At 72.0% G+C, this 20,525-nt stretch carries 21 protein-coding genes and 1 riboswitch; of the genes, 10 read left to right on the top strand and 11 right to left on the bottom strand.

Translation table 11 applies throughout. From position 1 onward, the window contains the following. Positions 1 to 57 precede the first annotated feature (57 nt). Complete coding sequence (locus tag ABII15_RS06025; protein WP_353941232.1) at positions 58 to 435, bottom strand: PRC-barrel domain-containing protein; 378 nt, start codon at positions 433 to 435, stop codon at positions 58 to 60. A 113-nt stretch (positions 436 to 548) separates the two neighbouring features. Beyond that, a riboswitch (glycine riboswitch) is annotated at positions 549 to 645 on the top strand. Between the two features lie 183 nt (positions 646 to 828). On the opposite strand from ABII15_RS06025, the gene gcvP reads away from it, so the two are divergent. Beyond that, positions 829 to 3,717, top strand: coding sequence for an aminomethyl-transferring glycine dehydrogenase (gene gcvP, locus ABII15_RS06020; RefSeq protein WP_353941231.1), 2,889 nt, complete (start codon positions 829 to 831; stop codon positions 3,715 to 3,717). Between the two features lie 70 nt (positions 3,718 to 3,787). Here the strand turns inward: gcvP and ABII15_RS06015 are convergent, their stop codons facing one another. Together ABII15_RS06015 and ABII15_RS06010 are read right to left on the bottom strand one after the other, a co-directional pair. Next, positions 3,788 to 3,988 carry a DUF5999 family protein gene (locus ABII15_RS06015; RefSeq protein ID WP_353946974.1) on the bottom strand — a complete coding sequence of 67 codons (201 nt, stop codon included), beginning with the start codon at positions 3,986 to 3,988 and terminating at the stop codon, positions 3,788 to 3,790. A gap of 357 nt (positions 3,989 to 4,345) precedes the next feature. Continuing rightward, positions 4,346 to 4,933, bottom strand: coding sequence for a hypothetical protein (locus ABII15_RS06010; protein WP_353941230.1), 588 nt, complete (start codon positions 4,931 to 4,933; stop codon positions 4,346 to 4,348). 531 nt (positions 4,934 to 5,464) lie between these two features. Between ABII15_RS06010 and ABII15_RS06005 the strand changes: the two genes are divergently transcribed. Continuing rightward, complete coding sequence (locus tag ABII15_RS06005; protein WP_353941229.1) at positions 5,465 to 6,985, top strand: glutamate-cysteine ligase family protein; 1,521 nt, start codon at positions 5,465 to 5,467, stop codon at positions 6,983 to 6,985. On the opposite strand, the gene ABII15_RS06000 is transcribed toward ABII15_RS06005, so the two are convergent. Beyond that, entirely contained in the window at positions 6,986 to 8,758 is a 1,773-nt protein-coding gene (locus ABII15_RS06000; protein ID WP_353941228.1) for a substrate-binding and VWA domain-containing protein, read from the bottom strand. 188 nt (positions 8,759 to 8,946) lie between these two features. On the opposite strand from ABII15_RS06000, the gene ABII15_RS05995 reads away from it, so the two are divergent. Next, positions 8,947 to 9,747 carry a type II CAAX endopeptidase family protein gene (locus ABII15_RS05995; RefSeq protein WP_353941227.1) on the top strand — a complete coding sequence of 267 codons (801 nt, stop codon included), beginning with the start codon at positions 8,947 to 8,949 and terminating at the stop codon, positions 9,745 to 9,747. A gap of 97 nt (positions 9,748 to 9,844) precedes the next feature. Continuing rightward, on the top strand, positions 9,845 to 10,390 hold the full coding sequence (locus tag ABII15_RS05990) for a class I SAM-dependent methyltransferase (RefSeq protein WP_353946973.1): 546 nt from the start codon (positions 9,845 to 9,847) through the stop codon (positions 10,388 to 10,390). 13 nt (positions 10,391 to 10,403) lie between these two features. Here the strand turns inward: ABII15_RS05990 and ABII15_RS05985 are convergent, their stop codons facing one another. Continuing rightward, positions 10,404 to 11,219: a PhzF family phenazine biosynthesis protein gene (locus tag ABII15_RS05985; protein ID WP_353941226.1), complete on the bottom strand. Its 816-nt coding sequence runs from the start codon at positions 11,217 to 11,219 to the stop codon at positions 10,404 to 10,406. A gap of 176 nt (positions 11,220 to 11,395) precedes the next feature. Here ABII15_RS05985 and ABII15_RS05980 point away from each other — a divergent pair, with 176 nt between their 5' ends. Continuing rightward, positions 11,396 to 12,025 carry a PadR family transcriptional regulator gene (locus ABII15_RS05980; protein ID WP_353941225.1) on the top strand — a complete coding sequence of 210 codons (630 nt, stop codon included), beginning with the start codon at positions 11,396 to 11,398 and terminating at the stop codon, positions 12,023 to 12,025. Between the two features lie 109 nt (positions 12,026 to 12,134). Here ABII15_RS05980 and ABII15_RS05975 read toward each other — a convergent pair whose 3' ends face one another. Continuing rightward, positions 12,135 to 12,563 carry an SRPBCC family protein gene (locus tag ABII15_RS05975; RefSeq protein WP_353941224.1) on the bottom strand — a complete coding sequence of 143 codons (429 nt, stop codon included), beginning with the start codon at positions 12,561 to 12,563 and terminating at the stop codon, positions 12,135 to 12,137. A 109-nt stretch (positions 12,564 to 12,672) separates the two neighbouring features. Beyond that, positions 12,673 to 12,861: a hypothetical protein gene (locus tag ABII15_RS05970; protein WP_353941223.1), complete on the bottom strand. Its 189-nt coding sequence runs from the start codon at positions 12,859 to 12,861 to the stop codon at positions 12,673 to 12,675. A gap of 199 nt (positions 12,862 to 13,060) precedes the next feature. Here ABII15_RS05970 and ABII15_RS05965 point away from each other — a divergent pair, with 199 nt between their 5' ends. From ABII15_RS05965 to ABII15_RS05955, 3 genes are all read left to right on the top strand, one after another. Next, positions 13,061 to 13,573 carry a Clp protease N-terminal domain-containing protein gene (locus ABII15_RS05965; RefSeq protein ID WP_353941222.1) on the top strand — a complete coding sequence of 171 codons (513 nt, stop codon included), beginning with the start codon at positions 13,061 to 13,063 and terminating at the stop codon, positions 13,571 to 13,573. A gap of 97 nt (positions 13,574 to 13,670) precedes the next feature. Beyond that, positions 13,671 to 14,693 (top strand): EamA family transporter, encoded by a 1,023-nt coding sequence (locus ABII15_RS05960; protein ID WP_353941221.1) that lies wholly within the window; start codon positions 13,671 to 13,673, stop codon positions 14,691 to 14,693. A 332-nt stretch (positions 14,694 to 15,025) separates the two neighbouring features. Beyond that, complete coding sequence (locus ABII15_RS05955) at positions 15,026 to 15,913, top strand: EamA family transporter (RefSeq protein WP_353946972.1); 888 nt, start codon at positions 15,026 to 15,028, stop codon at positions 15,911 to 15,913. Here ABII15_RS05955 and ABII15_RS05950 read toward each other — a convergent pair. Beyond that, on the bottom strand, positions 15,902 to 16,567 hold the full coding sequence (locus ABII15_RS05950; RefSeq protein WP_353941220.1) for an FMN-binding negative transcriptional regulator: 666 nt from the start codon (positions 16,565 to 16,567) through the stop codon (positions 15,902 to 15,904). The genes ABII15_RS05955 and ABII15_RS05950 overlap by 12 nt on opposite strands. Continuing rightward, positions 16,567 to 17,256 (bottom strand): pyridoxamine 5'-phosphate oxidase family protein, encoded by a 690-nt coding sequence (locus ABII15_RS05945; RefSeq protein WP_353941219.1) that lies wholly within the window; start codon positions 17,254 to 17,256, stop codon positions 16,567 to 16,569. The genes ABII15_RS05950 and ABII15_RS05945 overlap by 1 nt, the downstream gene beginning before the upstream one ends. A 37-nt stretch (positions 17,257 to 17,293) precedes the next feature. On the opposite strand from ABII15_RS05945, the gene ABII15_RS05940 reads away from it, so the two are divergent. After that, a complete protein-coding gene (locus tag ABII15_RS05940; protein ID WP_353941218.1) occupies positions 17,294 to 18,625 on the top strand; it encodes an aminotransferase class I/II-fold pyridoxal phosphate-dependent enzyme in 1,332 nt (443 codons plus the stop codon). Between the two features lie 112 nt (positions 18,626 to 18,737). Here ABII15_RS05940 and ABII15_RS05935 read toward each other — a convergent pair whose 3' ends face one another. Beyond that, positions 18,738 to 19,205, bottom strand: a complete 468-nt coding sequence (locus ABII15_RS05935) for a pyridoxamine 5'-phosphate oxidase family protein (protein ID WP_353941217.1) — start codon at positions 19,203 to 19,205, stop codon at positions 18,738 to 18,740. A 167-nt stretch (positions 19,206 to 19,372) separates the two neighbouring features. On the opposite strand from ABII15_RS05935, the gene ABII15_RS05930 reads away from it, so the two are divergent. Beyond that, positions 19,373 to 20,005: a cysteine hydrolase gene (locus ABII15_RS05930; protein ID WP_353941216.1), complete on the top strand. Its 633-nt coding sequence runs from the start codon at positions 19,373 to 19,375 to the stop codon at positions 20,003 to 20,005. Positions 20,006 to 20,023: 18 nt separating this feature from the next. On the opposite strand, the gene ABII15_RS05925 is transcribed toward ABII15_RS05930, so the two are convergent. Then, complete coding sequence (locus tag ABII15_RS05925) at positions 20,024 to 20,497, bottom strand: Rieske (2Fe-2S) protein (RefSeq protein ID WP_353941215.1); 474 nt, start codon at positions 20,495 to 20,497, stop codon at positions 20,024 to 20,026. Positions 20,498 to 20,525: the final 28 nt, after the last annotated feature.

Below are 20,525 nucleotides of genomic sequence, written 5' to 3'. Positions count from 1 at the left end.
TGTGCGGGTACGCGGTGGCTGGTCGCGCAGTTCCCCGCGCCCCTTACGGGGCGCGTCCTACGAAGCCTCGGGGTCCGGTGCGCCCGCGATGTGGCCGAAGGAGACGTCCTGGTCGGTCGGGGACGAGATGTCCAGGCCGTAGTGGTGGTAGAGCTGCAGTTCCTGTTCGGGGGAGAGGTGGCGGCCCACGCCGAAGTCGGGGGCGTCCTTGATCAGGGAGCGTTCGAAGGGGACGTGCAGGGCGCCGTCGACCAGTTCGCTCGGCTCCAGGGGGACGAAGGCGTCCCGGCTGAACAGGCCGGTCCGTATGGCCGCCCACTCCGGAACGCCCGTGGCGTCGTCGAGGTAGACCTCGTCGATGGTGCCGATCTTCGTTCCGTTGCGGTCGAGTGCCTTGCGGCCGATCAGGTTGCGCGGATCGATGTCGGTCTGCACGTGCCCTCCAGCTGGTCGCAACTCGTCTGTAAACACTACGAAAGAGCACATTGAGGAAGGCGGCCACTCGAGGAAGACTCCAGGTCGCCGCTGGTAGGCTGGCGAATGGCTGCTGACCCCGTGCGGGAGAGTCCCCCGACTGTCGTCGGAGGGCGCCGAAGGAGCAAATCCTCCCCGGAATCTCTCAGGCCCCTGTACCGCACGGACGAGGTCACTCTGGAAAGCAGGGCGGGGTGCACGGTGCCCGCTCTCACCGACGGTGAAAGCCGGTGTGCCCCGTGATCTGGCGGGCGGCCGGTGAAGCTCTCAGGTTGAGATGACAGAGGGGGAGGCCGTCCGGGCACCAGCGCCGTGGTGCCCCTCGCAGGTCGTACTGACCAGGAGGCCTCCGCCATGACAGCCAACCGTATTCCGCTCGCGCAGCTGGAGCAGGGAATCCCCTTCGAGCAGCGCCACATCGGTCCCGACGACGCCGCGCAGGCCAAGATGCTCGCGCAGGTCGGCTATGGCTCGCTCGACGAGCTGACGGCGGCCGCGGTGCCGGACGTGATCAAGAGCGCCGACGCCCTGGAGCTGCCGGGCGCGCGCACCGAGGCCGAGGTGCTGGCCGAGCTGCGCTCCCTCGCCGATCGCAACCAGGTGCTCGGCTCGATGATCGGACTCGGCTACTACGGGACGTTCACGCCGCCCGTCATCCTGCGCAACGTCATGGAGAACCCGTCCTGGTACACGGCGTACACGCCCTACCAGCCGGAGATCTCGCAGGGCCGCCTGGAGGCGCTGCTCAACTTCCAGACCATGGTCGCCGAGCTGACCGGACTGCCCACCTCCGGCGCCTCGCTGCTCGACGAGGGCACGGCCGCCGCCGAGGCCATGGCGCTGTCCCGGCGCATCGGCAAGGTCAAGAACGGCGTGTACGTCGTCGACGCCGACGCGCTGCCGCAGACCGTCGCCGTGATCGAGACGCGGGCCGAGCCGACCGGTGTCGAGATCGTCGTCGCCGACCTGAGCGACGGCATCCCCGCCGAGGTCGCCGAGCGCGGTGTCGTCGGAGTGCTCGTGCAGTACCCGGGCGCCTCCGGCGCCGTGCGGGACATCAAGCCCGTCATCGACCAGGCGCACGAGCTGGGCGCCGTCGTCACCGTCGCCGCCGATCTTCTCGCTCTGACGCTGCTGACCTCGCCCGGTGAGCTGGGCGCGGACATCGCCGTCGGTACCACGCAGCGGTTCGGTGTGCCGATGGGCTTCGGCGGGCCGCACGCCGGATACATGGCGGTCCGCGAGAAGTTCGCGCGCTCGCTGCCGGGCCGTCTCGTGGGCGTCTCCGTGGACGCCGACGGGAACAAGGCGTACCGCCTCGCCCTCCAGACGCGTGAGCAGCACATCCGCCGCGAGAAGGCGACCAGCAACATCTGCACCGCGCAGGTGCTGCTCGCCGTCATGGCCGGCATGTACGCCGTCTACCACGGGCCCGACGGGCTGAAGTCCATCGCGCGGCGCACCCACCGCTACGCCACGGTGCTGGCCGCCGGTCTCACCGCGGGCGGCGTCGAGGTCGTGCACCAGGCGTACTTCGACACCGTGACCGTACGGGTGCCGGGCCGCGCCGCCGCCGTGGTGAGCGCCGCGCGGGAGAACGGGGTGAACCTGCGGCTCGTCGACGCCGACCACGTCTCGGCCGCCTGCGACGAGACCACCACCCGCGCCCAGCTGGGCATCGTCTGGGAGGCCTTCGGCGTCGAGGGCGCCGACATCGAGGCGCTGGACGCCGCCACCGGGGACACGCTGCCGGACGCGCTGCTGCGCGACGACGCGTACCTGACCCACCCCGTCTTCCACCAGTACCGCTCCGAGACCGCGATGCTGCGCTACCTGCGCCGGCTCGCCGACCGCGACTACGCGCTGGACCGCGGCATGATCCCGCTCGGCTCCTGCACGATGAAGCTGAACGCGACGACGGAGATGGAGCCGGTCACCTGGCCCGAGTTCGGCCAGCTGCACCCCTTCGCGCCGGCCGAGCAGGCCCAGGGCTACCTCACGCTCATCCGTGAGCTGGAGGAGCGGCTCGCCGAGGTCACCGGCTACGACAAGGTGTCGCTCCAGCCGAACGCCGGGTCGCAGGGCGAGCTCGCCGGTCTGCTGGCGGTGCGCGGCTACCACCGGGCCAACGGCGACGAGCAGCGCACCGTCTGCCTCATCCCGTCGTCCGCGCACGGCACCAATGCCGCGAGCGCGGTGATGGCCGGCATGAAGGTCGTCGTCGTCAAGACCGCCGACGACGGCGAGATCGACGTCGAGGACCTGCGCGCCAAGATCGAGCAGTACGCCGATCAGCTCGCCGTGCTCATGATCACGTACCCGTCGACGCACGGTGTGTTCGAGGAGCACGTCGCGGACATCTGCGCCGCCGTGCACGACGCCGGTGGTCAGGTGTACGTCGACGGTGCCAACCTCAACGCCCTGGTGGGGCTCGCCAAGCCCGGGCACTTCGGCGGCGACGTCTCGCACCTGAACCTGCACAAGACGTTCTGCATCCCGCACGGTGGCGGCGGCCCGGGTGTCGGTCCGGTCGGCGTGCGCGCGCACCTGGCGCCGTACCTGCCGAACCACCCGCTCCAGCCGAGCGCCGGTCCCGAGACGGGGGTCGGGCCGATCTCCGCCGCGCCGTGGGGCTCCGCCGGGATCCTGCCGATCTCCTGGGCGTACGTACGGCTCATGGGCGGCGAGGGCCTGAAGCGGGCCACGCAGGTGGCCGTGCTGTCGGCGAACTACATCGCCAAGCGGCTCGAGCCGCACTTCCCGGTGCTGTACACCGGGCCCGGCGGCCTCGTCGCGCACGAGTGCATCATCGATCTGCGGCCGCTCAGCAAGGCGACCGGCGTCAGCGTCGACGACATCGCCAAGCGGCTCATCGACTACGGGTTCCACGCGCCGACCATGTCGTTCCCGGTCGCCGGGACGCTGATGATCGAGCCGACCGAGAGCGAGGACCTCATCGAGCTCGACCGGTTCTGCGACGCGATGATCGCGATCCGGGGCGAGATCGAGCGGGTCGCCTCCGGCGAGTGGCCGGCCGACGACAACCCCCTGCGGAACGCTCCGCACACGGCCGGGATGCTCGGCGGGGAGTGGGAGCACGCGTACAGCCGGGACGAGGCTGTCTTCCCCGCGGGGGTCGTGGCGTCCGACAAGTACTGGCCGCCGGTGCGGCGGATCGACCAGGCCTTCGGTGACCGGAACCTGGTGTGCTCCTGCCCGCCCATGGACGCCTACGAGGCGTGATCCGACGGGGGTGCGCGGCCGGCCGTTGTGCGTGGCTGGTCGCGCAGTTCCCCGCGCCCCTTGGGGGGCTCTAGGCCGCTGTCACCACCGTGCCCAGGGGGCGGTGGGGGGCGATGATGGTGCCGTTGGGCAGCAGTTCGCCGGTGTCCTCGAAAAGCAGGACTCCGTTGCACAGAAGGCTCCAGCCCTGCTCCGGGTGGTGGGCCACGGGGAGCGCGGCTTCCCGGTCCGCGGAGTCTGCTGTCGGGCACGGTCGCTGGTGCTGGCACATGGATGGGATCTTTCGCTGCGTAGTGATGTCGATGACGGTGGCGTCGCTGTCCGTGCTGCGGCGTGAAGGCTTGTTCATGGCCGCACCCCCGTTGTCAGTCGGTCGGAACCCAGTGTTGCCCTGTGGGCGTCAATCCGCAGGGATTTCGTAGCAGCGGTCCTCACAGGTTGGAGACGCGTCACCCGTGCGGACGGTTCAGCTCAACGGCACTGTCCCTTCGGGTGGTTCGGGGTGGCCGGATGGGGCTAGTCCGGTCGGGGCGGTCGCGCGCGGACAGGGCTGTGCCCCGCGGCCGGACGGCGGGCGGCGCGGGGCACAGGTCTTCGGTCGGGTCGAGCGGGACGGTCTCCGGCCGCGTCAGGCGAGCAGGGTCGTGGCGCGCGCGGGCGTCAGCCGGTGGGTGAGGACCGGCAGCAACTCGGCGACGCGGTGCGGCCGGTGGGCCGCTATGCCGGGCGGGGCCGGCGCGAGCGGGACCAGGATGTCGTCGGCCGCCGGATGACCGGTCGCCGGGTCCGCGGTGTGGTCCCCGTGCAGCCACAGCGTGAGCATGTACAGCTCGGGCACCGAGAGCAGCCGGGGCTGGTAGTGCTTGGTCAGGGACTCCGCCTGGCGCAGGGCGCGTTCGGTGGACGCGATGTAGGGGCCCTCGAAGAAGTGCGAGAAGGCCCAGCCGTCGGGGGTGAGCATCGTGTCGGCGGCGGCCACGGCCCGCTCCCCACAGCGGATCAGGAAGCGCCAGCCGGTGAGACGGGCGCGCGAGGGGCCCGTGGTCTCGGTGATGTGGTCCAGGACGTGGACGGGAAGCGGGAGTTCGGGGCTTGCGGGCCCTTGGGCGGCACGCAGTGACGGGGTACGCGCCTCACGGACGGCGGTGGGGGAGCCGAGAGCCGTGAGGACGGTGCGCAGGGCGGGCGCGGGGGCCGGAGGGACATGCAGCGGCATGGTGGGTCGCCTCTCATTCGACAGGCACGTGGTGCTGGGGGCGGTGCGGGAGAGCGGACGGCGCTGTCTGCTGCTGGGGGCACGTGAGTACACAGAAGGTGCGTGGCGGGCCAGAGAGGGCGGGGGCATCGGCCACGGGCGCCCACACTCTGTCTCGTTCGCGGAGTTTATACGACGTATGTTCACTCTGTGTTTCGGCTACCACACCCCGTGGCATCAGCAAGGGCTTAATCAGCCGGAGTTCCGGGGCTAATTTGCGGGTATTTTCCGCGGTTTCCGCGAGTGGCCCGGCCGTGACCTCGTTGTCTTTAGGTCAAGGGGTCGGCTGGTTCTCGTCGGCGTTTTTCACCAGATCTCGGCCCGGTGAATCTGCTGGAGGCCGCATGCCTAAGGAATGTGCCTCGGGGTAACTGCGTGGAGCGTACTGCCCCACGGGCCCGAGGGGGGCGTTATCGATCACATTGCCTGGGCATCATCCACCGTGACATGCGGCCGGGTGGTCGGGCCGCCCATGCGAGGAGGGACGCTTCCATGGGGGAGAAGGTCGTTGCGGGTACGGTCGACATGGCTGACCGGCGACGCTACCGGGACAAGCACAGGGAGTGTCTCGAGGGACTCCAGAGGCTGCTGGAGGAGAAGCGGTTCGACCGGCCCAAGAATCTCATGGGTCTGGAGATCGAGCTGAATCTCGCCGGGCCGGACGGTCTGCCGAGAATGATGAATGCGGAAGTGCTGGAGAGGATTGCGAGCCGCGATTTCCAGACGGAACTCGCGATGTTCAATCTCGAAGTGAATATCGCGCCGCACCGGCTCGGCGGGCGAGTGCTCGACCAGCTGGCGGAAGAGCTGCGGACCGGTCTCGGCTATGCGCACCGCAAAGCCAATGAGGTCGCCGCGGGAATCGTGATGATCGGTATTCTTCCGACGCTGAGCGCGGAGGATCTCGTCTCCGCGAATCTGTCGGACGTCGACCGCTACACCCTGCTCAACGACCAGATCGTGGCCGCGCGGGGCGAGGAGTTCGCCCTCGACATCGACGGCGTCGAGCGGCTGAGCTGCACCTCCGCGTCGATCGCCCCGGAAGCGGCGTGCACCTCGGTGCAGCTCCATCTCCAGGTCACACCGGGACGTTTCGCCGATGTGTGGAACGCGGCGCAGGCGGTCGCCGCCGTACAGATTGCACTCGGTGCCAACTCGCCGTTCCTGTTCGGGCGTGAGCTGTGGCGGGAGTCGCGGCCGCCGTTGTTCCAGCAGTCGACGGACACCCGGCCGCCGGAACTCGTCGCGCAAGGAGTACGGCCGCGGACCTGGTTCGGGGAGCGGTGGATCGATTCCGCGTACGACCTCTTCGAGGAGAATCTGCGCTTCTTCCCGCCGCTGCTGCCGCTGCTCGACGACGAACAGCCGCTGGAGGTCGTCGAGAAGGGCGGCACACCGAGCCTCGCCGAACTCGTGCTGCACAACGGCACCGTGTACCGCTGGAACCGGCCCGTGTACGGGGTGGTCGACGGGGTTCCGCATCTGCGGGTGGAGAACCGGGTGCTGCCGGCCGGGCCCACCGTCACCGACGTCATCGCCAACGCGGCCTTCTACTACGGCGTTGTACGGGCGCTCGCCGAGGACGCGCGCCCCGTGTGGTCGCGGCTCTCCTTCGACGCGGCGTCGCGGAACTTCGACGCCGCCTGCCGGTACGGGATCGAGGCGCGGCTCCAGTGGCCGCGCCGGGGCCGGTTCGGCGGCACGGAGGCGGTGCCGGCCGTGACGCTCGTACGGGACGAGCTGCTGCCGCTCGCGGCCGCCGGGCTCGACGCGTGGGGCGTCGAACCCGCCGACCGGGACTTCTACCTCGGGGTCATCGAGGAGCGCTGCGCTCGCCGCACGAACGGCGCGCAGTGGCAGGCCGCGACCTACCACCGGGCCCTGGAGAGCGGCCTCGGCCGGGACGCGGCGCTCGCGGCGACCACCCGCCGGTACGCCGAGCTGATGCACCTGGGCGAACCGGTCCACACCTGGCCCGTCGGGCTGCCGGAGCCCGCCGTGCCGCTGCGCTGATCAGTTGGTCCGCGCGCCCGCCTCCATGATGGCCTTGAGGATGACCTGCTGGATGTCGGCGGGGTCGCGGACCTGATGGCCCGAGCCGCCGGTGGCCTCGGCGATCTGCTCGATCTCTTCCTTGTCGGTGTTCGGGCCGACGGCGATCGCGATGAGCGGCACGGGCCGCTCGGAGTCGGTCATCGACTGCAACTGCTGGATCAGGCTGCTGCGGGAGATCGACCCGGGGTCCTCGTTCACGCCGTCGGTCACCACGACCACGGCGTTGAACTTGCCCTTCTTGTACGTCGCCTTGGCGTCCTTGTAGGCGGCGAGCGTCGTGTCGTACAGGCCCGTCGCGCCGTCCGGCACCGGCTGGAGCGCGGCGAACGCGGCGGAGAGGCGCTCGCGCTGGGTGCCCGAGCCGCTGCGGTCGCCGAGACGGGTGGTCGGGACGAGCTTCTTGTAGTCGCGGTCGCCGTCCAGCTTGGTCGCGAACTCCCACAGGCCGATGTCGTCCTCGTCGGTGAAGGAGGTGGACAGGGCCGCCAGCATCGACGCCTTGGTCACCTCCATCCGGGACTCGGCGCGGCCCGGCGCCGGGTTCGCCATCGAGCCGGAGGCGTCCACGACCACGAGGACGCGGGCGCTCTGCACCGTGATCGTCCACATGCCGAGGGTCTGCTCCAGCTGCTCGTCCGAGGCCGGCTCCGAGGCGGCGTCGTCGTAGGGCTGCGGCGCGCGGCCGCCGGCGCCCTCGGCGACCGACTTCACCACCGCGTCGTCCTCGTCGCGGAAGCCGTACTTGCTCAGGATGCGGTGGCCCTCGGAGGTGTTGAGCAGCGTCATGAAGCGGACGGCGGCGCGGCTCTCCTCCGTGCTCAGGGAGGACTCGTCGACCAGGGTGAAGGGGTAGCTCAGCTCCGGCGAGCCGTCCTTGGGATAGAAGAGGTCGAGGGCGCCGGAGTCGCCCACCTCGGCGTTGTGCGCGAAGGCGGCCTGTTCGGAGAGGACCAGCGCCTCGTTGCGCTTGGGGTTGCCGTTCTCGGTGCCGGACTCGTCACGGGCGACGGTGTCCATCAGCTGGCCGTCGCTGTCCGACGTGCGGTGGGAGAGGATCTTCGCCATGGCGGCGGCCTGGGTCCCGTCGTCGCCCGACTTCGCCGAGGCCGTGGCGAGTCTGGTGAGCGCGAGCAGCCCCGTGGCGCTGCGGGCCGGGTCGGCGGCGCCCAGGCGCAGCTTGTTGTCCTGGAACGCGGCGCCCGCCAGCTCCGTCCAGCCGTACTTCTTCTCGGGGAAGCCGAAGGACTTGGCGGCCGAGGCGACCATGCCCACGCCGATCGGTGACGTGGCGACCGTGCCCGTCGTCGACACGCTCGTGGCCTTGTCGTTCTGCTCGACCCGCTTGATCCACAGCTCCGCGTCCGGCACCCAGACCTGGAAGTCCTCCCCGCCCTTCCCGCTGCGCAGGGTGTCGGCGACCTTGTACGAGTCGCGGGCGGAGACGGCCACGTCGATGCAGGCCCCGTCCGAGGTCAGCTCCTGGTCCCGGGCGTGGGTGGCGGCGGCGCGCAGCGCGGGGGCGATGTCGGGGGAGGCGGCCACGCTGAGATGGACCGTTTTTCCGCAGGAGCCGCCGAGATGGAGCAGGTCGCTGCGGAGCGCCACGGCCGTGCCCGCCGCGACGACGAGGACCAGGGCCGTCGCGATGGCCACCGTGCGGCCGCGCGATCGCGGTCGGCGGTCGGCCGTGGCCGTCCCGTACTCGTCGGGCATGCTGCTGTGACGTCCCATGACGTTGGAGCCCCTCCCTGAGCCGTAAAGGCAGTTGCGATATAAGCGGTGAAGCAAGAAAGGGGAGCGGTTCGCCGGACTGCGGCGCCCCGTCCCCTCGGCCTGTCGCGCGCGATCTTCGTACCTGCATTCGAGACCCTAGCGGGGCGACGTGAGGGATGAGGCGGGAATACACAACTAAGGCAGGTGTGCAGGTGGAACCAGGGTCGGTGGCCGGATCTTTTCCCGGCGAGCGGCTTTCACGGCGATTCCTCCGGGACGAGACACTGCTCGTTCTGGGGCTTTCGCTCGGTGCGAGTGGCGTGTCCGCGCTGATCAGCTTTGTCGGATCGGTCACCAAACCGGGGGGTCTGAAGGATCAGGCGGCGACCCTCAACGCCTCGGCGGCGCCGGGGCGTCCGTGGCTTGATCTGGCGTGGCAGTTGTTCGGGATCGCCAGCGCGCTCGTGCCCGTCGCGCTCGTCGCGCATCTTCTGCTGCGGGAGGGCGGGAGCCTGCGCACGATCGGCTTCGACCGGACCCGGCCGTGGTTCGACTCGGCGCGCGGCGCCGCGATCGCCGCCGTGATCGGCAGCTGCGGGATCGCCTTCTATCTGGCGGCGCGGGGGCTCGGGTTCAACCTCACCGTGGTGCCCGAGGCGCTGCCCGACGTGTGGTGGAAGTACCCGGTGCTGATCCTCTCGGCGGCGCAGAACGCCGTCCTGGAGGAGGTCATCGTCGTCGGGTATCTGCTGCGCAGGCTGGGGCAGTTGGGGTGGACGCCCGGCACGGCGCTCGTCGCGTCGTCCGTGCTGCGCGGCTCGTACCACCTGTACCAGGGCATCGGCGGGTTCTTCGGGAACCTCGCGATGGGCGTCGTCTTCGCGTATCTGTACCGGCGGTGGGGGCGGGTCGGGCCGCTGGTCGTGGCCCACACCCTGCTGGATGTCGGCGCGTTCGTCGGATACGCGCTGCTCGCCGGGAAGGTGGACTGGCTGCCCACCGCCTGATCACCCCGCGCGCGGGTTACGTTGCTTCCCGTCGGACGAGCGCGGGACACCGATCGAGGGGGCGTGACCGTTGTACGAGCGTGTGGTGCCGGAGCGGGTGGCGGCGGCGGAGCGGATCGCGGCCGAGCTGGGGTTCGACAAGAGCTGCCTGCCCGAGGTGGGGCGGCTGCTGAGCGCGGCCGCCGCCTCGAAGCCGCGGGGAACGATCGCCGAGAGCGGCACCGGTGCGGGTGTGGGCGCCGCCTGGCTGCACAGCGGGCTCGGCGACGGGGCGCGGCTGGTCACCGTGGAGCGGGACGCGGAGCTGGTCCGTCGGGCGGCCGGGATCTTCGCCGACGACGACCGGGTGAGCGTGCTCCAGGGGGACTGGCGGCTGCTGGAGCGGTACGCGCCGTTCGACGTCTTCTTCTGCGACGGCGGCGGCAAGCGGGACGACGCCGAGCGCGTCGTCTCCCTGCTCGCCCCCGGCGGCCTGCTCGTCATGGACGACTTCACCCCGTCCGCCGGCTGGCCGCCGCGGTTCGAGGGAGACGTCGACGAGCTGCGCCTGTTCTATCTGACGCACCCGGCCCTCGTGGCGACCGAGGTGCTCACGACCCCGGTCAGTTCGGCGGTCGTGGCCACCCGGCGGTCTCGGGACTGAGTGGCGACACACCCTAGGGACGGCTGTTGAGTTCACCGTCGATCACCGTCACCGCGGAGCCGGTGAGCAGGGTGCGCTCGCCGCGCAGCGCGACCCTGACCAGGCCGGTGCGGGCCGAGGCCTGGAGGCCCGTCAGCTCGGTGCGGCCGAGGCGTTCGGCCCAGAACGGGGCGAGCGCGGTGTGCGCGCTGCCGGTCACCGGGTCCTCGTCGACGCCGACGTTCGGGAAGAAGCAGCGCGACACGAAGTCGTAGCCCCGCGCCGGGTCCTCGGCGGGCGCGGTGGCGATGACCCCGCGCGTGGAGTGCGCGCCGAGCGCCTTGAGGGCCGGGGCGAGGGCCAGGACCGTGCGCTCGTCGGGGAGTTCGACCAGCAGGTCGCCGACGGAGGGGCCGGTGTCGCGCACCGAGAGCGGCCGGGCGCCGAGCGCCTCGGCGAGTCCGTCGGGCACCGGCTCCTCGGTGAGCGGAGCCGTCGGGAAGTCCAGGGTGAGGGAGCCGTCCTCGTGCGGCGTGGCCACGAGAACTCCGCTGTGGGTGGCGAACCGGACCGGCCCCTTCGTGGTCCCCGTGGAGTGCAGGACGTGCGCCGTCGCGAGGGTCGCGTGACCGCACATGGCCACTTCCGTGGCGGGCGTGAACCAGCGCAGGGCCCAGTCCGCGTCGCCGCCCTCGGGCAGCGGGTGCGCGAAGGCCGTCTCGGCGTGGTTGACCTCCTTGGCCACGTTCTGCAGCCAGGCGTCGTCGGGGAAGGCGTCGAGGAGCAGGACGCCGGCGGGGTTGCCGGCGAAGGGGCGGGAGGTGAAGGCGTCCACGATTCGAATCCGCATATCAGAGACGGTAGGCGACGTCCCCGGGCCGCCGCATGCCGCCTGACCTGCGCGGACACGGCAACCTTCGGAGGCTGTTGCCAAACGAACTGTTCCGATATATCGTTGAGGCATCGCGATCGGTCAATGATCGCGGTCAACGAAACCCCCGATCAGTTGTGAAAGGACTGATTCCCATGCGTACCCACGGACACGACCACGGACATGGACACTACGGACCCGGCCGTCACGAAGGCCGGCCCGGATTCGAGGGCGGCCCCGGCTTCGAGGGCCGGCGGGCGTTCGGACCCTTCGGGCCCGGCTTCGGCCCCGGCCCCGGCGGCCCCTGGGGCGGTCGCGGCGGTCGCGGCGGCGGCCCGCGCGGCAGGGCCCGGCGCGGCGATGTGCGCGCCTCGATCCTGGCGCTGCTCAAGGACCGCTCGATGCACGGCTACGAGATGATCCAGGAGATCGCCGAGCGCAGCGGCGGCGCGTGGAAGCCGAGCCCCGGCTCGGTCTACCCGACGCTCCAGCTGCTGGAGGACGAGGGCCTGATCGCCAGCGCCAGTGAGGGCGGCAAGAAGCTGTTCTCGCTGACCGACGCGGGCCGCACCGCCGCCGAGGAGGGCCCCGAGGCCCCCTGGGAGGAGGCCGGCCGCGGCGTCGACTGGGAGGCCATGAACGAGATCCGGCAGGCCGGCTTCGGCCTGATGGAGGCGTTCGGCCAGGTCTGGAAGACCGGCAGCAAGGGGCAGCGCGAGAAGGCCCTCGCCGTCATCAACGACGCGCGCAAGAAGCTGTACCTGATCCTCGCCGACGAGGACTGAGCCCCGTGCGGGCCCAGGCCGAGGCCGGGGGCAGACAGGTGAAGAGGCGTCCCGTACGACACGTGCGGGGCGCCTCTTCGTGTGCGCGGGGTCCGGTGTCAGCAGGGCTTCATGTCACCAGGCCGGCCAGCTTGCGCAGCGACTCGTTGAGCGCCGCCGTCGCCGAGTCCTTCAGCTTGCCCGCCATCAGGGAGACGGCCGCGCCCGTGAACTCCCCGTCGACGCGGACCGTCGTCGCGTCGCCGTCCGCGGTCAGGGTGTAGCGCGTGCCGACGTTCACGCCCATCGGGCCCTTGCCCCTGATCGCCAGCGTGCGGGTGTCCGCCAGGTCCTCGACGGTCCAGGTGACCTCGGCAGGGAAGCCCATGAGCTTCATGTTCTCCTCGAACTGACCGCCCACTTCGAGCGAGGCCGGGGGACCCTTCGGGAAGCTGGTGTGGGTGGCGTTCCACTCTCCGTACACGGAGAAGTCGGTGAGCTTGGCCCAGACCTTCTCGGCCGGTGCCTCGATGCGTGCTTCCGCGCTGACTTCGGCCATGCGGCCACCCCTTACGAGTAGTGAGCCATGATGCGTCGTCGCGGAACGTAGCCGGGCGGCCTCGAACATTCAATACTGATGAACCGTCAGAAATGCGGGGCCCGTGCACTCAGCTCAGCAGGTGGATCTCCGCCGCGTCGAAGAGGTCGTACGCGCGCGGGTGCGGGCCCTCGTCGTGGCAGTGCCAGGCGTCCCAGAACAGGTCCGCGGGCAGCGCGTCGTCCGGGGCGTACACCCGGTACACGTAGAGCCTGCCGTCTGTCGCGGGCAGGGCGACGAGCCAGCACCTGCTCTCCATGACTGTGACGGACGAGCGGCAGAGGGGTCGCGGTTGCGTTCGGGGCGCGGTGCCGGAGCTCTCGCGCCCCTCCGGGCAGGACCTCGCGATGTCATCCGCAAGGAGGAGACGTCGCTCGTCCGTGCCCACCTTGCGTCGGACGCGAAGATGCTCCCCTCCGGGGATGCTCCGGCACATCGGGGCTGATGGGGTGGGGTACGTGCAAAGCTCTCTCCCGTCCGGCGCCGACGCGTGCGGCCACCTTCCGCCCGATCCCGACGACGCCCCGCTCAGCGACGAGCTGGCCCTGGTCGTCGCGGGGGCCCGGCGGCGTGCGGTCCGGGACGGGGACCGGCAGGTCGACTCCGCGCATCTGCTGCACTCCCTCCTGGAGACCGACCCGGACGTGCGCGCGGCCTTCGCCGACGGCGGGCAGGTGGCCCGGCTGCTCGGCTATCTCGTCCAGCGCAGCATCGGCTACGGGCTCCAGTGGCAGGGGACCGTGGAGGACTCCGGGGCCGTGCCCGTGGTGCGCGGTGGCGTCCCCGCCTGGTCGCCCGTCGCGGCCGCCGCGATGGAGGCGGGCGCCCGGCGGGCCGCCGCGCGCGGTGACGAGCGGGCGCGCGGCGTCGACGTGCTGGCCGCGCTCGCGACGGACGGGGAGTCGCGGGCCGTCGAGGTGCTCGGCCGGGCCGGAGTGGACGTCGACGGACTGCGCCGGCGGCTGAATTAGCGGGGTACGGGCGGGTATCGACGGGTGCGGATGTCCGGGCCGTGAGACAGGGGCAATCAAGAATGACGGTCATGACCGACCCTGTCATGATGTGCCGATGCATGGGTCACAGGGATCTCAGGGCCCCACGGGGGCACAGGAGAGCCGGGAGACGGCCGGGCGGGGGTTCGGGCTCGGGCTCGCCCTGGTCTCCGCGCTCGCCTTCGGCGGTTCGGGAGTCGCGGCCAAGCCGCTGATCGAGGCGGGCCTCGACTCGCTGCACGTCGTGTGGCTGCGGGTCGCCGGAGCCGCGCTCGTCATGCTGCCGGTCGCGTGGCGCAACCGCGCGCTGGTCCGCGAACGCCCGCTGCTGCTGGCCGGGTTCGGGCTGCTCGCCGTCGCCGGTGTGCAGGCCTGCTACTTCGCCGCGATCTCCCGCATCCCGGTCGGCGTCGCCCTGCTCATCGAGTACCTGGCGCCCGCGCTGGTGCTCGGCTGGGTGCGGTTCGTCCAGCGCAAGCCGGTGACCCGGGCCGCCGCGCTGGGCGTGGTCCTCGCCGTCGGCGGTCTGGCCTGCGTCGTCGAGGTGTGGTCGGGCCTGAGCTTCGACGTGCTCGGGCTGCTGCTCGCGCTCGGCGCCGCCTGCTGCCAGGTCGGCTACTTCGTCCTGTCCGACCAGGGCAGCGACGCGGACGCCGACGGGCGGGCCGTCCCCGATCCGCTCGGCGTGATCGCGTACGGGCTGCTGGTCGGCGCCGCGCTGCTCACCGTCGTCGCCCGGCCCTGGGGCATGGACTGGTCGGTCCTCGCGGGCAGCGCCGACATGAACGGCACCGCCGTGCCCGCCTGGCTGCTGCTGTGCTGGATCGTGCTGCTCGCCACCGTCGTCGCGTACGTCACCGGGGTGGTCTCCGTGCGGCGGCTCTCGCCGCAGGTGGCCGGAGTGGTGGCCTGTCTGGAGGCGGTCATCGCGACCGTGCTCGCCTGGATCATGCTCGGGGAACACCTGTCGGCGCCGCAGCTGTTCGGCGGTGCCGTGGTGCTGGTCGGGGCGTTCATCGCGCAGTCGTCGAAGACGGCCGCGCCACCCGCGGCCGTCGAGCCGGAAACCGTGTTGTCCTCGTCGAAGAGTCCTGTCTAGGGTGCTGATCATGCACAGGCACTGGCTCGTTCTTCCGCCTCCGGCCGCCCGCTAGGGCCCTGCCGGTCCTGTCCCTGAGGGCGCGCGTACGCGTGTGATCGCCGTCGGGGCGGTCCGTCGGGTCCCGGTGCGGGCGGCCGGTGTTCTTCCCGGGTGGTTCCTACGGGGGCACGGCTGTCCGCCGACGACGGTCCGTGTCCTTCGGCCCCGTGACGTTCCCGGGGCCCGCCTTCGTGGAGAACCACGTGTCGAACGCTGTCCCGGCCGGCTCCGCCGTGCCCGCTGTTTCCGCGCTGCCCGTGACCGGCCCACTGCCGGTCGCCCGCGGCCTGATGTATCTGATCGTCGCCGGTATCGCCTGGGGCACCGCGGGTGCGGCCGCCTCGCTGATGTTCCGGGTGAGTGACCTGGGGGCCGGCGCCCTGTCGTTCTGGCGGTGCGCCGGAGGGTTTCTGCTGCTGCTCGTCGCGCGGCTGCTGCGCGGCCCCGCGCCGCGGGCCGAGGCGCGCGGGCCGAGGGGGCGGGCGGCCGTCCGGCTCGGTGTGCTCGGGCTCTCGCTCGCCGTCTTCCAGACCGCCTACTTCGCCGCCGTGGAGGCGACCGGGCTCGCGGTCGGCACCGTCGTCACGCTCGGCGCCGGGCCCGTCCTGATCGCGGTGGGCGCGCGGGTCACGATGGGGGAGCGGCTCGGCGGGGGCGGGCTGCTCGCCGTCGCCGGTGCGCTCGGCGGGCTCGCCGTGCTCGTGCTGGGCGGCGGAGGCGCGACCGTACGGCCCGCGGGCGTGCTGTGGGCGCTGCTGTCGGCGGCCGGCTACGCCGTGATGACGCTGCTCACCCGCTGGTTCGGCCGTGACGGACGGGGCGGCGACGGGCTCGGGACGACGGCGGGGACCTTCGCCGTCGCCACGGTCGTGCTGCTGCCGTTCGGCGCCGCCGACGGGTTCGTCCCGCACACCGACCATCTCTTCACCGTGGTCGCGCTGTTGGTGTACGTGACCTCGGTGCCCACCGCGCTCGCCTACGGCCTGTACTTCGCGGGCGCGGCCGTCGTGCGCTCCGCCACCGTGTCCGTGATCATGCTGCTCGAACCGGTGGGCGCGGCGGTCATCGCCGTGACGCTGCTGGGCGAGGAGCTGACCCCGGCCACCGTGACGGGCACCGGGCTGATGCTGGTCGCGGTGGCGGGGCTCGCCGTCGCGGAGGCCCGGTCAGCCCGCTGAGCCGCCCGGCCGGCCCTCCTGGCGCCGCCGTCGCTGCGCGGCGAGCGCGGCGGCGTCACGGGGCTCGCCGCGCTCGGCGAGCCCCCGGGCGATCCGGTCCTGGACCTCCTCGGGCTTGTGGCCCGCGTACTTGAACTTGGCGCGTACGCCGGTGACATCGAGCCTGAGCCCCCGGATCCCGGAGAGCTGCCGCCCGTACGGCTCCTCTCCGACGGCCGCGGCGGCCGACATGCCCGGTGGCTGGAAGCGGCCCATCTGGCGGTTGAGGAGCGCGGCCTTCTCCTCGGGATCGTCCACGATGTGCGCGGTGCAGCGGAGCTGGACGGCCGTGTAGACGCTGGTCGGCGTGCCGTGCTCGGGCGGGGCGCCCGGCAGCGCCTGCCACGGCCCCCGCACGAAGGCGTAGTCGTCGACGACGCTCAGCAGCACCTCGGGACGCGCCTCCAGGGCGGGCCACATCGGGTTCGGGCGGGCCAGGTGGGCGAGCACCTCACCGTGCTCGCCCGCCCCGGCCTCGTACGCGAAGTGCATCGGCTGGACGAACGGGGGCTCGCCCGCCGGGCCGTTGACCGCGAGCTGTCCGAAGTCGTGGGCGGCCAGCCACTGCTGCCACTCGGTGTCGGTGCGGGCCGCGTCCCAGGGGTGGATCAGCATCACAGCTCCCGGAGGTAGTCCGGGACGTCGATGCCGGCGGCGAGGTCGGCCGACGGGACCAGGGGGCCGTATCCCTTCTGGAGCGGGACCACGCCCGACCAGTGCGGCAGGTCCATGTCCTCCGGCTCGTCGTTCGGGCCGCCGGTGCGCAGCTTCGCCGAGACCTCCGCCAGGTCGAGGCTGAGCACGGCGGTCGCGGCGAGCTCCTTTGCGTTGGCCGGGCGGGAGTCGGCGGCCCGGCCCGGTACGACGTGGTCGACGAGGGCGTCGAGCGCGCGCCGCTTCTCGTCCGCGTCCGTGACCTGGTGCGCCGTGCCGTGGATCACCACCGAGCGGTAGTTGATGGAGTGGTGGAAGGCCGAGCGGGCCAGGACCAGTCCGTCGACGTGCGTCACCGTCAGGCAGACCGCGAGCCCCGGGTCCTGCTGTCCGGCCATCCGCAGCGGACGCGAACCGGTCGAGCCGTGGACGTAGAGACGGTCGCCGACCCGGCCGTAGAGGGTGGGCAGCACCACCGGGGCGCCGTCGCGGACGAAGCCGAGATGGCACACGTAGGCCTCGTCGAGTATCGCGTGCACGAGGGCGCGGTCGTAGGAGGCGCGTTCCTTGGACCGGGTGGGAACGGTGCGGTCCGTGGGGGTGTAGGCGTCGGGCTGGGACGTCGACTGCTGCTCGGCGGCCGTGCTCATGTTGCGGACTCCATTGCACTAGTGCAAACTACTCTTTGTGCTAGGAGAGTATCCGATCAGAGGGCGCCGCGCAGCAGAGATTTCCGCGAGCGTGGAGCAGGCGGTGGCCGACGGCGGCCTGGAACCGGGGCAACTGCTCCCGCCGATGCGGGAGTTGGCCGAGCGGCTCGGGGTGAACCCCAATACGGTCGCGGCCGCGTACCGGACCCTGCGCGAGCGCGGGGTCATCGAGACGGCCGGGCGGCGCGGCAGCCGGGTGCGGCCGAAGCCCGCCATCACCGCCCGCGAGCACATCCGGGTGGAGGTGCCGGCGGGGGTCCGGGACGTCTCCGACGGGAACCCGGATGTCGCGCTGCTGCCGAGGCTGGCGGACGCGTTCGCCGCCGCCGCTGCCGTCGGTGACGCCGAACCCGTGCTGTACGGCAGCGACTCGCTGGAGCCCGAGCTGGTGCGGCGGGCCCGCGCGGCGCTCGACGCGGACGGAGTGCCCGACGGTCCCGTCGCCGTGACGTCCGGGTCGCTCGACGCCATCGAGCGCGTCCTCGCCGTGCACCTGAGGGCCGGGGACGCCGTCGCCGTCGAGGACCCGGGGTGGGGCAGCATGCTCGATCTCGTGCCCGCGCTGGGGCTGCGGGTCGTGCCGGTCGGCGTCGACGACGACGGGCCGCTGCCGGACGACGTGGAGCGGGCGCTGCGGGAAGGGGCCCGGGCCGTCGTCGTGACCTGCCGGGCGCAGAATCCGACCGGGGCGGCCGTGAGCGCGGAGCGGGCGGTGGCGCTGCGCGCGGTCCTCGCCGCACACGAGGACGTGCTGCTCGTCGAGGACGATCACGGGCACGGCATCGTCGATCTGCCGCTGCACCCACTGGCCGGGGTCACCCGGCGCTGGGCGTTCGTGCGCTCGGTGGCCAAGGCGTACGGGCCCGATCTGCGGCTCGCCGTCCTGACCGGGGACGCCGGAACGGTCGACCGGGTGCGGGGGCGGCAGCGGCTCGGACCCGGCTGGGTCAGCCGGATCACCCAGCGCGCCGTCGCCGGGCTGTGGGCGAGCGGGGCCGTCGACGCGCGGGCCGTCGCCGCGTCGTACGGGGAGCGGCGCGACGCGCTGATCGCGGCGCTCGGCGAGCGGGGGGTCGTGGCGTACGGGCGCAGCGGGATGAACGTGTGGGTGCCGGTGCCGGACGAGACCGGGGCGGTGGCGCGGCTGCTGCACGCCGGGTGGGCGGTGGCGCCGGGGGCGCGGTTCCGGATCGGGGCCGGGCCCGGCGTGCGGATCACCGTGTCCCGGGTAGGAGTGGACGAGATCGCCGGGGTCGCGGAGGTGGTGGCCGCGGCCGTTCGGCCGGGGGGTGGGCGGACGTACGCGTGAGCGGTGCCGTCGGGTGGCGGACGAGCGGGGCCGGGGCTCGGGTCTTTCGAGGCGCTTGCCCAGCGCTGATGTGCCGCCGCGCCCACCTGCCGCCCCTAGCTGCTGGTGGCTGCTACAGGTCGGCCAGTTTCCGGAAGTCCCACGAGGTGATCTTGTCCGGGGTCAGCCGGGCCCAGGCGTGCCGTCCGTCGTACACCATGGTGGGCAGGCCGAAGTTCTTCTCGGCGAACTGCCGCTCCGGAGCATCGAGTTCGGGGCACGGCTCGCCCGTCCGCGGGGACTCGCCGACGAACTCGACACGGCCGGACAGCTCGACACCGCGCAGCTCGCCGTAGTCCTCGCCCGCGTCGACCACCACGGCCACCCGCGCGTCCGCCCGCAGATCGGACCAACGGCGGCTGCGCGAAAGGGAGTACAGCCACAGCGACGTGCCGTCCCACAGGAACCACAGCGGGCTGACGTGCGGGGTGCCGTCGGCCGACACCGTGGCCACCCGGCAGGTGCGCTGCGCCGCGAGAAAGGCGTCCCGCTCGTCGGGACTCATCATGATTCTGCGGCCCCTGCGCTGGGCGACGGTCATGGCTGCTCCTCCACGAGATCACTGCGAGATCACCGCCAAGTACTGACGATGCGTCAGAAAGGCAGCATGGAGGCTCTTCCCTCCGGGCGCAATGGTGGCTACTCTCCAGCAGCCCCCCACGGCACCGGCACGGCGCACGGACAGACCGACGACGGGCAGGGAGAATCATGCCGACACACGAGAAACTGGTCGAACTGCTCGCCCCGGCCCACACCGTACTGCTCACCGTGGAGTGTCAGCAGGGCGTGGTCGGCACCGACAGTGCCCTGCCCGAACTGGCCGACGAGGCACGGAAGTCCGGCGCCCTCGTCCGGGTCGCACGGCTCGTGGCCGCTGCCCACGAGAGCGGCACGCAGGTCCTGCACGCGGTCGCGGAGCGCCGCCCCGACGGGCGCGGCGCGAACCGCAACGGCCGCCTCTTCCGCGCCGCCGAACGCCTGCCCGTGCAGCAGCTCACCGGCAGCAGGGCGGTGCGGATCGCCCCGCCCATCGAGGTCGCCGACGAGGACCTCGTCGTACGGCGGTTGCACGGGCTCTCCCCGATCGCGGGCACGGACGTCGACCCGCTGCTGCGCAACCTCGGCTGCCGCACCCTCGTCGTCACCGGGGTCTCCGCGAACGTGGCCGTACCGAACGCGGTCTTCGACGCCGTGAACCTCGGCTACGACGTCGTCGTCCCCGGGGACGCCATCGCCGGGGTGCCCTCCGACTACACCCCGGCGATGATCCGCAACACGCTCGCCCTGGTCGCCACCGTGACGACGACGCAGGACGTGCTCGGCGCGTGGAAGCGCCGCTGACGCCCGCGGGACGTCCGGTCAGGCCAGGCTGATCGAGTCGCCGCTGACCTTGATCTGTTTCGCGGGCAGCGGCTGGGTGGCCGGCGGGTGCTTGACGCTGCCGTCCTCGATGGAGAACTTGCTGCCGTGGCACGGGCAGTCGATGGTGCCGCCCTCGATCTTCGTCACCTTGCAGCCCTGGTGCGTACAGGTGGCGGTGAACGCCTTGAACTCGCCCTTCTTGGGCTGGGTCACCACGACTCCCTGATCGGCGAAGATCTTGCCGCCGCCCTCCGGGATGTCCGAGGTCTTGGCGAGCACGCCACCGCCGGCCGCCGAGGCGTCGCCCGTGGGCCCCGACCCGCCGCCGTCGCCGGAGCCACACGCGGTGAGCGCCGCGGCGATCCCGGCCGCGCCGACCGCCGCGACGACGCTGCGGCGGCACGGGCCGAGGGCGGTGGGGCCGGTGGGGACAGGGGGATCGGTAGGGGCGGACTCCTGCGAAACGGTCATTCCGTCGGTTCCTTTCGACTCTGCGGTC

Source organism: Streptomyces sp. HUAS MG91 (assembly GCF_040529335.1).
Classification (GTDB): domain Bacteria; phylum Actinomycetota; class Actinomycetes; order Streptomycetales; family Streptomycetaceae; genus Streptomyces; species Streptomyces tabacisoli.
Note: the sequence above shows the minus strand (reverse complement) of the source record. Positions and strands in the feature narration are given on the sequence as shown.